General features: G+C 57.6%; 10 protein-coding genes. 6 read left to right on the forward strand and 4 right to left on the reverse strand.

Annotated features, from left to right (window positions below):
- Positions 1-110: 110 nt before the first annotated feature.
- Together SCARR_RS17600 and SCARR_RS17605 are read right to left on the reverse strand one after the other, a co-directional pair.
- Positions 111-1,130 (reverse strand): glycoside hydrolase family protein, encoded by a 1,020-nt coding sequence (locus SCARR_RS17600; RefSeq protein ID WP_136062968.1) that lies wholly within the window; start codon positions 1,128-1,130, stop codon positions 111-113.
- Positions 1,130-3,559 (reverse strand): GH36-type glycosyl hydrolase domain-containing protein, encoded by a 2,430-nt coding sequence (locus SCARR_RS17605; protein ID WP_168433403.1) that lies wholly within the window; start codon positions 3,557-3,559, stop codon positions 1,130-1,132. Before SCARR_RS17605 ends, SCARR_RS17600 begins: the two co-directional genes overlap by 1 nt.
- A 210-nt stretch (positions 3,560-3,769) precedes the next feature.
- Between SCARR_RS17605 and SCARR_RS17610 the strand changes: the two genes are divergently transcribed.
- From SCARR_RS17610 to SCARR_RS17635, 6 genes are all read left to right on the forward strand, one after another.
- A complete protein-coding gene (locus SCARR_RS17610) occupies positions 3,770-4,795 on the forward strand; it encodes a glycoside hydrolase family protein (protein WP_136062970.1) in 1,026 nt (341 codons plus the stop codon).
- A gap of 76 nt (positions 4,796-4,871) precedes the next feature.
- Positions 4,872-7,358, forward strand: coding sequence for a beta-galactosidase GalA (galA, locus tag SCARR_RS17615; protein WP_136062971.1), 2,487 nt, complete (start codon positions 4,872-4,874; stop codon positions 7,356-7,358).
- A gap of 13 nt (positions 7,359-7,371) precedes the next feature.
- Positions 7,372-9,717, forward strand: coding sequence for a glycoside hydrolase family 5 protein (locus SCARR_RS17620; RefSeq protein ID WP_136062972.1), 2,346 nt, complete (start codon positions 7,372-7,374; stop codon positions 9,715-9,717).
- Positions 9,718-9,832: 115 nt separating this feature from the next.
- Positions 9,833-10,015: a hypothetical protein gene (locus SCARR_RS17625; RefSeq protein WP_136062973.1), complete on the forward strand. Its 183-nt coding sequence runs from the start codon at positions 9,833-9,835 to the stop codon at positions 10,013-10,015.
- A gap of 3 nt (positions 10,016-10,018) precedes the next feature.
- Positions 10,019-10,342 (forward strand): hypothetical protein, encoded by a 324-nt coding sequence (locus SCARR_RS17630; RefSeq protein ID WP_136062974.1) that lies wholly within the window; start codon positions 10,019-10,021, stop codon positions 10,340-10,342.
- Positions 10,339-11,385, forward strand: coding sequence for an SHD1 domain-containing protein (locus SCARR_RS17635; protein WP_136062975.1), 1,047 nt, complete (start codon positions 10,339-10,341; stop codon positions 11,383-11,385). The genes SCARR_RS17630 and SCARR_RS17635 overlap by 4 nt, the downstream gene beginning before the upstream one ends.
- A gap of 80 nt (positions 11,386-11,465) precedes the next feature.
- On the opposite strand, the gene SCARR_RS17640 is transcribed toward SCARR_RS17635, so the two are convergent.
- Both SCARR_RS17640 and SCARR_RS17645 read right to left on the reverse strand, forming a co-directional pair.
- Complete coding sequence (locus tag SCARR_RS17640; protein ID WP_136062976.1) at positions 11,466-12,836, reverse strand: UDP-glucose 6-dehydrogenase; 1,371 nt, start codon at positions 12,834-12,836, stop codon at positions 11,466-11,468.
- Positions 12,837-12,854: 18 nt separating this feature from the next.
- Complete coding sequence (locus tag SCARR_RS17645) at positions 12,855-13,106, reverse strand: DUF4404 family protein (protein WP_136062977.1); 252 nt, start codon at positions 13,104-13,106, stop codon at positions 12,855-12,857.
- Positions 13,107-13,165: the final 59 nt, after the last annotated feature.

The following is a 13,165-nucleotide window of genomic DNA, read 5'->3' on the forward strand; positions in this document are numbered from 1 at the left end:
TAACAAAAGGCGTGAGGCGTGATGTCATGGCCCACCTGCATTCCGTCAACCGGAAATCACGCCTCAATCGTCACTTGTCACGAAAACAAACACGCCTCAATCGTCACTTGTCACGATCCTACCTTAAGCACCGCCCCGGAGGAAGTGTTGTATTTCCCGCCGCGGAAAGCGCAGAAGAGGTATTCCGGTTTTCCGTCGCACATAAGCAGCTGCGGGCGTTCGAAGCGGCCTTCGCGGTCGAGCCCGTTCGGGGCTTCGTCAAAATAGCGATGCGAGTTCCAGAAGGAAATCTGCGGTTCGGACCAGTGGACGCCGTCCTTCGATTCAAAATAGAGGCCGTATTCGTGGTTCCAGAAGCCCATGTCGCGCATGATCATCCTAAACTTGCCGTCTTCGATCCAAATGTAGGCGTCTTCGCTCTGCGCGTTTCCGCCGTTGCCGTCCCGCAGATTGATCATCGGTCCGTCGCCTTGCTTGACCCACGGGCCTTCCAAGCTCTTGGCAATCGTCAGACCATACTGCCGGTTTGTCCGCTGCCAACCGCCTTCTTGATCATCCATCTCCCAGTCGGCAATCGACCAGGTTTTGTAGTAAAGCCAAAGCTCGCCGTTGGGGTGCTGCAGGAATGCCGGATTGGTGGTGCACATCGAGTTCCACGCCTTGGGATCCGGATCGGGCTCAATGATCGGCGCATAGGTGCGTTCCCACGGGCCGTAGAGCGAGTCGGAAGTGGCCATGCCGATGCGCTTGGTGTAGACCGTGCCGTCGGAAACCCCCAGATAGAACAACACATACTTGTCGCCGACTTTGTGGATGGTCGGATTGTGGCAACTGCCGCCGTCCCACCAGTCGCCGCCGCGCGGAGCCAAAGCCACATCAACCGTTTCGTAGGGACCGCCCGGCTCGTCGGCCACAGCATGGGCGATCTCGCAACAGGTCAGCCAGCCTTCGTGATCGGCCTCGTTTTTCCAGCGCGAATAAAACACATGAATCTTGCCGTCCGGTCCATAGATCGGCGAGCAGCCCCAAACGTTGTAGTCCGCATCTTCGAGAATGCGCCCGACACCGGTCAGCTCTTTACAGAATTCCGAAACGACTTCTTCCCTGGTTTCCAACGCCGCTGTTGTCATTATTCTTCTCCCATCACAATCTCAACCACCGCTTCCCCCGAAACACTGGAAGGATCAATAACCTGCCCTTCGATCAATACCCCATTAACCGTCACCGACTTGACGCCCTTAACGACGCCATCGGGATTCGAGACCGAAATCTGGTATGTTGCGCCGCGGTATTCCCGCGTCATCGAATATTCCTTCCAATCAGCCGGAATGCACGGATTGATTTCCAACCCTTGGAGCGTTGGGCGCACACCGAGCAAATACTGCGTGCCGACGAGATCCATCCACGCCGCCGTGCCGGTGACCTGCGTCACGTTGGCCCAGCCGCAGCGCTTGTTTTCCGGACCGATAATGTTGGAGGCGTAGGCATACGGCTCGGCCTCGTAGCGCTCGAGCCCGATATTGGTCAGCGCGGTGTGCGGCACCATGTCGCCAAAAATTTTCCATGCGTCTTCCGAACGGCCAAGCTTGGCCAGCGCAATGATGGCCCAGCCGTTGGCCTGGCAGAACACCGCGCCGTTTTCTGCGCAGCCCGGGTTGTAGCCAGTGAACGGATCGGGATCGTGCGGATAGGTTTTAAAGCCCGGATAGACGAGGCGCAGACCGAAGTCGGTGGCGGTGTATTTGATCGCGTTGTCCATCCCGGAATTGTTCTGCTCATCGGTGCCGACACCGGCCCAGACGGACCACGACTGCGGATTGATGAAAATTTTGCCGTACTCCGCCTGCTTGGTTCCGACAATGTCGCCTTCGTCGGTAAAGCCGCGGCGCCAGTATTCGCCGTCCCACGCATGGGTTTCGAGATTGTTGACCATCTTGTCGAGACACTGCTGCAACCGATCAATATCGGCTTGGTCGCGACCGGCTTCCGTAGCGATTTCGATGAGCTGGCGCAGAACGATGACATACTGCTGCCCGCAAAAGATCGACTCGCCCTTGCCGGCGCGAGAGAAGCGCAGAATAATGTCGTTCCAGTCGCCGTGGAAGGTCAGCGGGAATCCTTTTTCGCCGAGATTGTTTTCGGTGAACTCAACGCCGCGCATCAGATGCGTCCAGACGGTGTCGCTGCCGTAGGTCGTCCAGTTGTCTTCCGGCGAGAGCCAGGCCACATCTTGGTCGAGCAGGCTGTAGTCGGCGGTTTCGGCGAGAATGGCATAGGCCACCATCGGCATCCAAAGATGGTCGTCGGCGTGCTTGGTTACGCCGCGGGTCATGCTCGGCCCGTCTTCCGGGTAGCAGGTGTGCAGCGCGTGGCCGTCTTCGAACTGCTGCGAGAGCAGATAGAGGAACATGTCGGTCGCCCACTTGGTGTCGCGGTAGGCGATGCCGACCATGTCGGTGGCGGTGTCGCGATAGCCGAAGCCGCGGTAGCCCGGCGCGTGCCAACTGGTGGAGCGCGAGTAGCGACCGTTGTGCACGGTCTGGATCGGGCTCCAAGTGTTGATCTGGCGTTCGACATCCTTGTTCGGAATCGAGCAGTCAAACTTGTTCAAGTGGTTGTCCCACCAGCCGGTCAGTTTGGCAAACTGCGCGTCAATTGCTTGGTGGCTGCGGAAAATTTCCAAATCGGTTTTAATGTTGGCCAGCGTTTCCTTGTGCTTGACCAGTCCGCCCGGCGCAACGCCGAGGGTAAAGACCACGCGGTCGGATTCGCCCGGCTTTAGCGTGACGTTCACCTGCCCCGCGGCGCAGGGGTGGCCGCACTCGATCGTATCGTTGCCGCAATGGCCGTTTTCCAGCGCAATCGGATTCTGCTCATAGCGGTACGGGCCGAGAAACTTGTCGCGGTCGCCGGAATAGCTGTCCATTTTGCGGTCGGCCGCCATCCAGATCAGCGGGACGTCTTCCACGAAGGGCTGCGGCGTGTGCTGATAGCGGTAGATGATGGCGTCAAGGTCTTCATCGTAGAAGGTGGTTACCTGGCTCTGGATATAGTAGCCGTAGAACAGGTCGGTCGACCACTCGAGCTGCGCGAGGTCGGCATAGGCAAACAGGCCGAGCTCCTTCTCTTCGTCGGAATTGTTGATGATTTCTAGGTCGTAGCAGATGGCATCGACGTCCATCGCGCAATAAAGCTTCAAGCGTGCGGTCACGCCATTTTTGGTGCCCTCGAACAGCGACCAGCCGGCATGGTGCTCGGCGTGCCAGGAATCGAGCGGCGTTTCCGACGGGCGGAAGGTCGGCGACCAGTGGGTACCGTCCTTTTCGCGAACATAGGTGTAGAAGCCGGGGCCGTCCATCGGCACGTTTTGGTAGCGGTAATGCATCATCCGGTAGATGATCGGGCTCTTCCACCAGGCAAAACCGCCGCCCGCCTGCGAAACAAACGCGTGCATCTTGCCGTTGGAGAGATAGTTGATCCATGGCGTGGGCAAATCGCTGCGGTTAATGCGGATCGACCGCTCTTCATCATTAAAGCTATACGTTTTGTTATCGTTCATTGCTGTTCCTAAATATCGTTCAAATTCGCTGGACAAACCGGAGATCCAATGCCCATATTCCGCGGATGTTACTGTAAACATCTTTGGAGGTTATGCACCATGAACCGGATCGTGTCCACTATATTTTTAAGCTTTATGTGCGTGTTAACATCCTGCACCACGATTTCAAACGATGACCAGGGTCATCATAATGCTAATGGAGAGAAGACTATGAAAATGACGCAAACCGACCCGATTTCCTCGGATTTTGAAAAAAGACTGAAGCCCGTTGGGCGCATTTTGGAAGACCCCGACTACAACGTCTGGGGCTGCTCCCCGATCTGGGGCCCGGACGGAAAAGTCCACGTATTCTATTCGCGCTGGAAAAACGAAGCCCACCATCAGGGCTGGATCACCTGCTGCGAGATCGCCCACGCCGTGGCCGACACGCCCGAAGGCCCGTACGAAACCGTCGATGTGGCCGTCACCGGGCGCGGCGGCGACTGGTGGGACGCGATGACCTGCCACAATCCGACCATCCACAAAGTCGGTGACAAGTATGTGCTTTTCTACATGGGCACGCAGGACGGCACCGTCTACTCCAAACGCGTCGGCATGGCCACCTCCGACTCTCTGAACGGCCCGTGGAAGCGCTCCGACAAGCCGATCATCGAGCCGAATCCCGATCCCGATGCGTGGAACTCGATCTGCACCACCAACCCCGCCTTCGTACAGCACCCGAACGGCGAACTGTGGCTCTACTATAAATCCTGGCGCATCAACGACTGGAAGAAGGACCTCGAAGGCGGCCTGCGCGTCGCGACCTCCGACGTCGGCAAGTTCACCAACCGCCAGTACGGCCTTGCCGTAGCGAAGGATCTCGACAGCCCGTTTGAAAAAGTCGGAGACGGCCCGATCATCGATCTCAGCCACCTCGGCGAAAACGCACAGAGCGAAGACGCCTACATCTGGATCGAAGACGGCAAATTCAAAATGATCATGCGCGACATGGGCTACTGGAACCACGAATACGGCCTGATGTTCGAATCCGAAGACGGCCTGACGTGGGGCATGCCCACCGTCGCCTTCTACGCCGGACGCAACTATCTGCCCGAGCCGCCCAACGGCCTCGAGCGTGAAGGCCGCTTCGAACGCACCCAGGTGCTGATGAAAGACGGCAAGCCGGACTATGTCTTCTTCGCCATGGTTGGCGGAAAATACAACACCTCCTCAGGTGCAGTCATGAAAGTGGACTAACCTTAAGGTTAGATTGCTGAAATGCCGGATTCGTGGGTAACTCCCGAATTCGGCAATTTTTCATAAACGGAGCAGCATGCGCGAAATATATTCAATGAATCCGGGCTGGCGCTTTCTTCAGCAAGATGTCGAAGAACGCAACTTTCAGTCTATCCACGAGCGCTTTTACAAAGCCCCCGAATGGATGAAATCCGGAAACCAAGGCCTCTCAAAGGTCGGCTATCCCGACGAAAGCTGGCAGATCCTCGACCTGCCCCACGACTTTCTTCAGGAAAACGGATTCAGCCCCGAGGCCGAAGTTGCGCACGGCTCCATCCCGAAAGGCGTGGCGTGGTACCGCAAAACCTTCGAGCTTCCGGCCGAGGACAACGGCCGACGCATCCACATTGAATTCGACGGCATCTACCGCGATTCCAGTGTCTGGGTCAACGGCCACTTTGTCGGGCGGCACCTCAGCGGCTACACCAGCTTTTGCTGCGACATTTCCGAACTGCTCAACTATGGCGCCCCCAACTCCATCGCGGTCCGCTGCGATGCCCGGCTCGCGGAGCTCTGGTCGTATGAAGGCGGCGGCATCTACCGCGATGTCCGCCTCATTATAACCGACCCTGTTCGCGTAGACTGGTGCGGCACCTTTGTCCGCACCGAAGGTGACGCTCTCACCATCGAGACCACAGTGCGCAGCGATCTCAACCGTGCCGAGGACTGCGAAGTCCGTTCCATCGTGCTTGATGCCAACGGGAAAGAACAGTGCAGCGCATCCGGCCCGCTAAGCATCGGCATTGACGCAACCGCAACACTGACGCAAACTGCGGCCATCCCATCCCCCATTCTCTGGGACACCGAAACCCCCTATCTCTACACCCTGAAAACCATCATCACCGTCAACGGCGAAACCACCGACGAATACGCCACCACCTTCGGCGTACGCGACATCCGCTTTGACGGCGAAAAAGGATTTTTCCTCAACGGCCGGCCGCTGAAGCTGCGCGGCATCTGCAACCACCAGGACCACGCCGGCGTCGGAACAGCCATCCCCGACAGCCTGCAGGAATGGCGCATGCTGCAGATGAAAAAGATGGGCGCCAACGCCCTGCGCGTTTCACATAATCCGCCCACCCCCGCCCTGCTCGACATCTGCGACCGCCTCGGCATTCTGGTGATGGACGAAACGCGCCTGACCGGTTCGTCGCCCGAATTCATGCAGCAGCTCGAAGATCTGCTGCGACGCGACCGCAACCATCCATCGGTCATCATGTGGTCGCTCGGGAACGAAGAGATGAACGTGCAGTGGAGCGAGGTCGGCGTTAAGCAGCTGCGCCGCATGCAGCACCTCGTGCACAAGCTCGACCCCTCCCGCTCCGCCACCTATTCCATGAACTGCGACTGGCTCGGCGTGGCCGACATTTACGATGAGCATAATTTCCATCTCGATGTATTCGGCGCCAACTACACCTTCACCGAGGACGGCGTCGATGAATCGCGCTACGACAAGTTCCACGCCAAATATCCCGACTGGCCGCTGATCGGCAGCGAGACCGGCGGATCGTTCGCCACGCGCGGGCTGTACAACACCGAATATTATGATGGAAAGCCCATCGAGCTGAACGACTTCGGCCACGGTGGCATCTGCTGGAATGGAAACCATCTTAAAGGAATCGCCAGCGCCTATAACAACGGGCTAACGCCGTGGGGGTCCAACTTTGACGCCGCATGGAAGCACTGCGCCGAACGCGACTTCATGGCCGGCACCTTTCTCTGGACCGGCTTCGACTACCGCGGCGAAACCTACCCCTTCGACTGGCCGGCCACCGTCACCCGTTTCGGATTGATGGATCTGTGCGGTTTCCCGAAGGATGCCTACTTCTACTACAAAGCATGGTGGAACCCGGAGCCTCAACTGCACCTCTTCCCGCACTGGAGCTGGGCGGGCAAGGAAGGCCAGCCGATCAAGGTGCGCGCCTACACCAACTGCGCGGAAGTCGAGCTGATCCTCAACAGCACAAGCCTGGTCCGCCAAGCCGTGGCCACCAACGAATATTTTGAAACGATGGTCGATTACCAGCCCGGCACACTCGAAGCCATCGGCTACGCCGCTGCCGGAAATGAAATCCTGCGCACCGTCAACGAAACCGTCGGCGCCCCGGCGGCCATCCGCCTGATTCCTGACCGCACAACGTTGGCCGCCGATGCACGCGACACCGCCGTGTGCCGCGTCGAGGTCGTCGATGCTAAAGGCCGGCTGGTTCCGGATGCAGACCACAACATTCGTTTTACCGTGGAGGGGCCCGCCAACATTATCGGCGTCGGCAACGGCAACCCCACCAGCCATGAGCCCCCGAAGGGCCGCGAACGGAAAGCCTTTTACGGTTTGTGCCAGGCCTTGCTCCAGTCTACATTCGAAAGCGGGCCGGTTATACTCACGGCAGAGGCGGACGGCCTGGAAAGCGGCAGAACCGAACTCAGCACCAACGCGGCGGAGGGGCTTGCCATAATCCCCGGAATTTTGGAACACGTGGACCGCATCGAGATCGATGCCAACCCTGTGGATGGAATACTTTAACGATTGGAGAACCATGAAAACATTGATTCTGAAAACCCTCTGCTTTATTGCGCTCAGCGCATCCGCCGGCGAACTCGGTCCCGACGTTGTGGAACAGCTCGGACCGGCCGGTCGCAAGGCCTACAACGACCACCGGCACCTGGTGAACGTTGTCATGAAAAACTATCCCAACAAAACGGAGGTTCAGGTCAATGCGCAGTATGAAAAGCTGACCAAGGTGTTCTTCAGCACAAACGACGTGGTCGTGGACGGCGAAGCTTCCATCCCCGTACCGCCGGAGGTCGCGCGCCACTCCCAGCTCTTCCGCAGCTTCAGTGTTGAGGGCGAAGGCTTGCTCGGCATCTCCCGCGTCGACTTTGTGTCCGACAACGACGGCTTCCGCGAAACCAAGATGGGGCAGCATTCCGACAAACGCTTCCTGCTCGAAGCCGTTTTGGCCAACTTTAAGGAAGGCGCCACCTATAAGATGGTTTTCAAGGGCAAGGGCACGATCAAGAACATCTACTTGGCCAACTGGGAGGGCATTGCCACCGAGTTCAACCCCAGCCCCTACATCGCCCCCGGCCTCGATAAACCGATCATGAACGTGGATGTGAAGGTCGATGCCCGTAAATACCGCTCCATCGGCGGCATCTGCGAACTGCAGCGCGACCGCTATTTCCGCTACTACGCCTCGCCCAACATGGACCGCGCCGGCAAGGAGCCCTATTTCAAGGGCAAGGGCTTCCTGCCCGGCCGTCAGATTGAAAAACTCTCCTTCCTGCTCGAAGACCGCTACGGCGCCGCCGACCGCATGCCGCATCTCATCGAAGACGCCGCCCGCCCCGGCTATGCCGACCCAAAATTCTTCAAAGAAAACAAGGGTTTCTTCTGGCGCTTCGAAGGGGTCGACCCCGACCTGACCTTCGCCATGTGCTTCGACAACTGGCCCAGTTTCATGGAACCCGGCGTGAACGGCATTGCCAACACCACCGGCACGCCGAAGGATTATGAGGCGGCAACCGATCTCGCCGTCCAATACCTCAAGGCGCAGGTGCGCGACAGCGGCCGCACCGCCACCTGGTGGGAGGTCAAGAACGAGTGCGACATTCAGATGGAATGGATGTGGCACGGGCAAAAGGGATACGACAGCTGGAAGATGCTGGCCGACTTCCACAACACGATGGCCGAGGGCATCCACGCAGCGCTCCCTGATGTTAAAGTCGGCGGTCCGGCCTCCGCCTACATTCAACCGCACCTTGGCCAATTCAACATTTGGAAAAACCACAAGCGCTTCATGGAGCTGACCAAAGGCAAGGTAGACTTCTATTCGCACCACTTCTACGAAGTCTCGTCCAACAACACCTACAAAGAGCAGTGGAACGGACGCAACAGCTATGCGCAGGGCATCATGGAATGCACGCTTGACCTCGTCAAAGCGCAGATGACCGCGATGGATTACGAAGTGCCGATTCTCATCACGGAATTCGGAACCCTCAATGCGCCGCGCGGCGACTTGGGCTACTGGGTGCACGTCAAGAACGTCAACAACCTGATGCTCAACCTGCTGAGCCGCCCGCAGGATGTTGAAATGTGCGTGCCGTTCATTCTGACGTTCATGCACTGGGATCCCCACGCCACCGAATCGTTCATCCACATGTATGACGACGGCGAGTTTTATAAAACCAAGAACACCTACCTGCTCGACCTGTGGGACGACTACAACGGAAAGCGCATCGCGTCTTCCTCGAGCCACCGCAAGATTTTCACGCACTCGCTCATCGACGGCGACACGCTTAAGATTGCCCTCAACAACCGCTCCGACCAACGGGCGGTCGTCAGCCTGAGCACCAAGTTGCCAAGAGGCGTCAAGGTGGTTTCCGCCACGCGAAAAATGCCCGTCTATGAAAAGGGCGAAATGAAGTTTATCGAAGAACCGGTCAACGATCTTTCGGCCGTCGACATCGGCGTTGAGGTGACCCAGCTGATCTACGTCAAGCTGTCCAAAACACCAAAGCTGAAGGCCGTGCAGAACGAAACGGTTTGGTACGCGCCCGACACCGCCGTTAAAGCCAACGGCGAAACGGAATTTACAATTATAATTCCGAAAAGAGAACTGGCGAAGAAGCGCAGAGCGGCCACCCTGCGCATCGGCCTTCACCGTCTAGGCGGCTTCGAGAAAGGGGCTTCCGCATTCGTGAACGGCAAAAAAATTGCAACGCTCGATCTGTCATACAGCCAAGGCGCGCAAAAATTCTTCGACTTCTTCGAAATGGAATTCGATCCCTCCCTGCTGGAAGAAACCAACACGATCAAGATCCTGTTCGATGAGGCAGACGCCTTCATTTCCTCCACAAAAATCAGATTGATTACGGAATAGGCAGAACGATGGAACGTCAGAATAATTTTACTACTTACTGCGGATTACGTATTGCCATTGCATGCCGGCGTGAGCTCTCGACCAATACGCAGTACGCAATACGGAGTACGCACTAATGGGGCGGAAAAAATTTCATGGCGACCCCGCCCGATTCGAGATCATGGCCGAAGTGGTGCATAGCCACTTTGGTACCTCGATCCAATATGTGGCCGACGTCGCCGGTGGACAAGGCATGCTTTCGCGCGTCCTGCGCAAGCAGTACAACTATGATGCCGAAGTCATCGACCCGCGCGGCTGAACCATGAAGAACGTGCCGAACCGCGAGGCGAAATATGTATCGTCGATGGTCGACTACTACGATCTGATCCTCGGCCTCCACGCCGACGAAGCCACCCGCCCTGTTGCGGAATCGGCACGCATCCGCCCGGCCATCATCGTGCCGTGCTGCAACTTTTGGTCGAAGGAAAAACTCGGACGCGACGAGCTCGTCGAAGCCATTGAAAAATACTACCGCGAGCATCAGGTTTCCTACGAGCATGTCACCTTCCCCTTCAAGGGGCCAAAGAACATTGGCATCATCTCCTGTCCAACAACCCAGTCGAAGGAACGTTTCAAGACACTATGAAGCGTGCCTTGTCTAGTCTGTTGTTCGGGCTGGTTCTTCCAGCCTTTGGAGAGCCGCCCCCCGCCCCCAAGGGCTTCCGTTGGGAAGAAAACCCCCAATTCTCCGATGAATTCGACGGCAACGCGCTCGACGCGAAAAAGTGGCACGACCATCACCCGCGCTGGAAAGGGCGCCCTCCCGCCCGGTTCATGCCGGAAAATGTTTCCGTTAGCGGAGGATGCCTGCGGCAGACCAACAGCATGCTAGACAAGCCGATCAGCGAGCGCGGCCAAGAATTCACCATTGGCGGCGCCGCCGTGGTTTCCAAGAAGGTCGAAGCGTTCTACGGCTACTACGAATGCCGGCTGAAGGCCTCAAACATTTCCATGTCGTCCACCTTCTGGATGAGCAACAGCGGACACCACTACAAGGGGATTGGACGCATTTCGCAGGAGCTCGACATCCTCGAAACCGTCGGCGGCGCCAAGAACAACCCCAAATTCGCGACCTGCATGAATTCCAACACGCATGTCTGGCACAACCGGGAAAAGCGCCAAGTAGGCAACAAGGCCCAGCTGCCCGGTGCATCCCACGAGGACTTCAACGTCTATGGCGCCTGGTGGGTCGATGCCAACAAGGTTCGCTTCTACCTGAACAACAAATTCGTGGGCGAGGTGGAGTTCGACACCTCGCTCATCCCCCACCCGTTCGAGCACCCGATGCACATCAACATGGTCACCGAAACCTACGACTGGGAAACGCCGCCCACACCCGAAGAAGTCAACAATCCCGCAATCAACACCACGCTGATCGACTGGGTGCGCGCCTACACCCTCGAACCGTCCGACGGCTCCATGGCGGACTGGAAGCTGAAGAAACTCCACAACGATTTCCGAGAATGGAAATCCGCGAACGGAAAGAGCACCACCACCGCCAAGCTCGTCAAAGCCAAATACGGCTACGCCCACCTCGAAAAGAAAAACGGCAAGGAAATCAAGATCCCCATCAAGCTCCTCAGCGAAAATGACCAAGCGCTGCTCGAGAAAGTCATGCTCTCGCAGTAGGAAGGGACAGCCCGCCTGGCTGTCCGCACGCGGGAGCGGTGCGCACGCACGGCTCGCCCGGCGGTCGAGCCCTACCCAAACTACTTTAGGTGCGTCTTGAGGCCTTTACCGATGGAATAGACCTCGAATCCCATCTCAAACAGCGCATTGTGGTCAAGCATGTTGCGGCCGTCGAACAGGAAGGCCGGCTTCTGCATCGAATCGTAGATGCGCTGGTAGTCGAGTTCCCCGTATTGTTTCCAGTCCGTAAGCACAGCAACGGCGTGCGCGCCGAAGGCGGCCTTGTAGGGATCTTCTTCAAATTCAATCTGGTCGGCCAGCTCAGGCATTTCGAGCTTGGCGTTATCCATCGCCTCCGGATCGGAAACAACGATCGTGGCATGCTCGGAGGCCAGCTCGCGGCACACCTTGATGGCTGGGCTTTCACGGGTGTCGCCGGTGTCAGCCTTGAAGGCGAATCCGAATACGGCAATACGCTTGTTAGCGATGGTGTTGAACATGTTGTGGAGCATGGTTTTGACGAATCGGGTTTCCTGATAATCGTTCATCGTGACGACCTGCCGCCAGTAGTTGGCCGGCTCCGGGAGCCCATAAGACTCGCATAGATAGACCAGGTTGAGGATGTCTTTCTTGAAGCACGATCCGCCAAACCCGATGCTGGCTTTGAGGAATTTAGGCCCAATGCGGCTGTCGGTTCCGATGGCGTGGGCGACTTCGCCAACGTCGGCCTCGGTGGCTTCGCACAAGGCGGAGATGGCGTTTATCGAGCTGACGCGCTGCGCGAGGAAGGCGTTAGCGGTGAGCTTGGAAAGTTCGGACGACCACAGGTTGGTGGTCAGGATGCGTTCGCGCGGAATCCAAGTGGCGTAGATCTCGGCCAGCGTCTGCAGCGCCTTTTGCCCGGTCTCGGTTTCGTGCCCGCCAATCAGTACGCGGTCGGGGCATTCGAGATCTTCAATCGCAGTGCCTTCCGCCAGGAACTCGGGATTGGAAAGCACTTCAAAATGGACGGGGTTGTCGCCGGCGTGCAGCACGCGTTCCATGGCCTCGGCGGTGCGCACAGGCAAAGTGCTCTTTTCCACGATGATCTTGTCGGAGATGGAGACTTCCTTGATGCGACGGGCGCACAGCTCCCAATACTGCAGGTCGGACGCGCAACCGGCGCCTTCACCGAAGGTTTTGGTCGGCGTGTTGACGCTCACGAAAATAATGTCGGCATCGCGGATACCCTGGTCGACGTCGGTCGAGAAAAAGAGGTTGCGGCCGCGCGCTTCCTTCACGACCCCCAGTAGGCCGGGTTCGAAGATGGGCAGGTCGTCGGTCTGCCAGGCGGCGATGCGCTTTTCGTTGATGTCCACCACGTTCACTTGAACGTCGGGGCATTGCTTGGCGATCATCGCCATAGTGGGGCCGCCGACATAACCGGCTCCGATGCAGCAGATTTTAGTCATTACCTCTCTCCTTCTTCATTAAATCCCAAGATTGCTGAGCGCCGTCGTCACCTGATTGATCAACGCGGTGATGCGCGGATGCTCAACTTCAAACTCTTCGGCCTCTCTTTGCAAGGTTTGTACCAACTCTTGCACAGCTTCGGGGGTATAGCGCTCGATGCCGTCCTTGGCCTGTTCCAGCTTTTCTTCAAACTGGCTAGTTTCTTCCGGCGTCTGAGCTAGCTCGCTCTTCAGTTCGGCAATCGATTTTTTGACTTCCTTGTGCGACATGGTGACCCCTTCGTTGTTTGGTTGTAAGCAGCCGAATATGCGTTTTAATCGGCGCAATC

Source organism: Pontiella sulfatireligans (genome assembly GCF_900890705.1).
Lineage (GTDB): Bacteria > Verrucomicrobiota > Kiritimatiellia > Kiritimatiellales > Pontiellaceae > Pontiella > Pontiella sulfatireligans.

Coding starts and splice junctions, on each gene's coding strand:
- SCARR_RS17600 (WP_136062968.1), bottom strand. CDS start 1,130: ATGACAACAGCGGCGTTGGAAACCAGGGAAGAAGTCGTTTCGGAATTC.
- SCARR_RS17605 (WP_168433403.1), bottom strand. CDS start 3,559: ATGAACGATAACAAAACGTATAGCTTTAATGATGAAGAGCGGTCGATC.
- SCARR_RS17610 (WP_136062970.1), top strand. CDS start 3,770: ATGAAAATGACGCAAACCGACCCGATTTCCTCGGATTTTGAAAAAAGA.
- galA (WP_136062971.1), top strand. CDS start 4,872: ATGCGCGAAATATATTCAATGAATCCGGGCTGGCGCTTTCTTCAGCAA.
- SCARR_RS17620 (WP_136062972.1), top strand. CDS start 7,372: ATGAAAACATTGATTCTGAAAACCCTCTGCTTTATTGCGCTCAGCGCA.
- SCARR_RS17625 (WP_136062973.1), top strand. CDS start 9,833: ATGGGGCGGAAAAAATTTCATGGCGACCCCGCCCGATTCGAGATCATG.
- SCARR_RS17630 (WP_136062974.1), top strand. CDS start 10,019: ATGAAGAACGTGCCGAACCGCGAGGCGAAATATGTATCGTCGATGGTC.
- SCARR_RS17635 (WP_136062975.1), top strand. CDS start 10,339: ATGAAGCGTGCCTTGTCTAGTCTGTTGTTCGGGCTGGTTCTTCCAGCC.
- SCARR_RS17640 (WP_136062976.1), bottom strand. CDS start 12,836: ATGACTAAAATCTGCTGCATCGGAGCCGGTTATGTCGGCGGCCCCACT.
- SCARR_RS17645 (WP_136062977.1), bottom strand. CDS start 13,106: ATGTCGCACAAGGAAGTCAAAAAATCGATTGCCGAACTGAAGAGCGAG.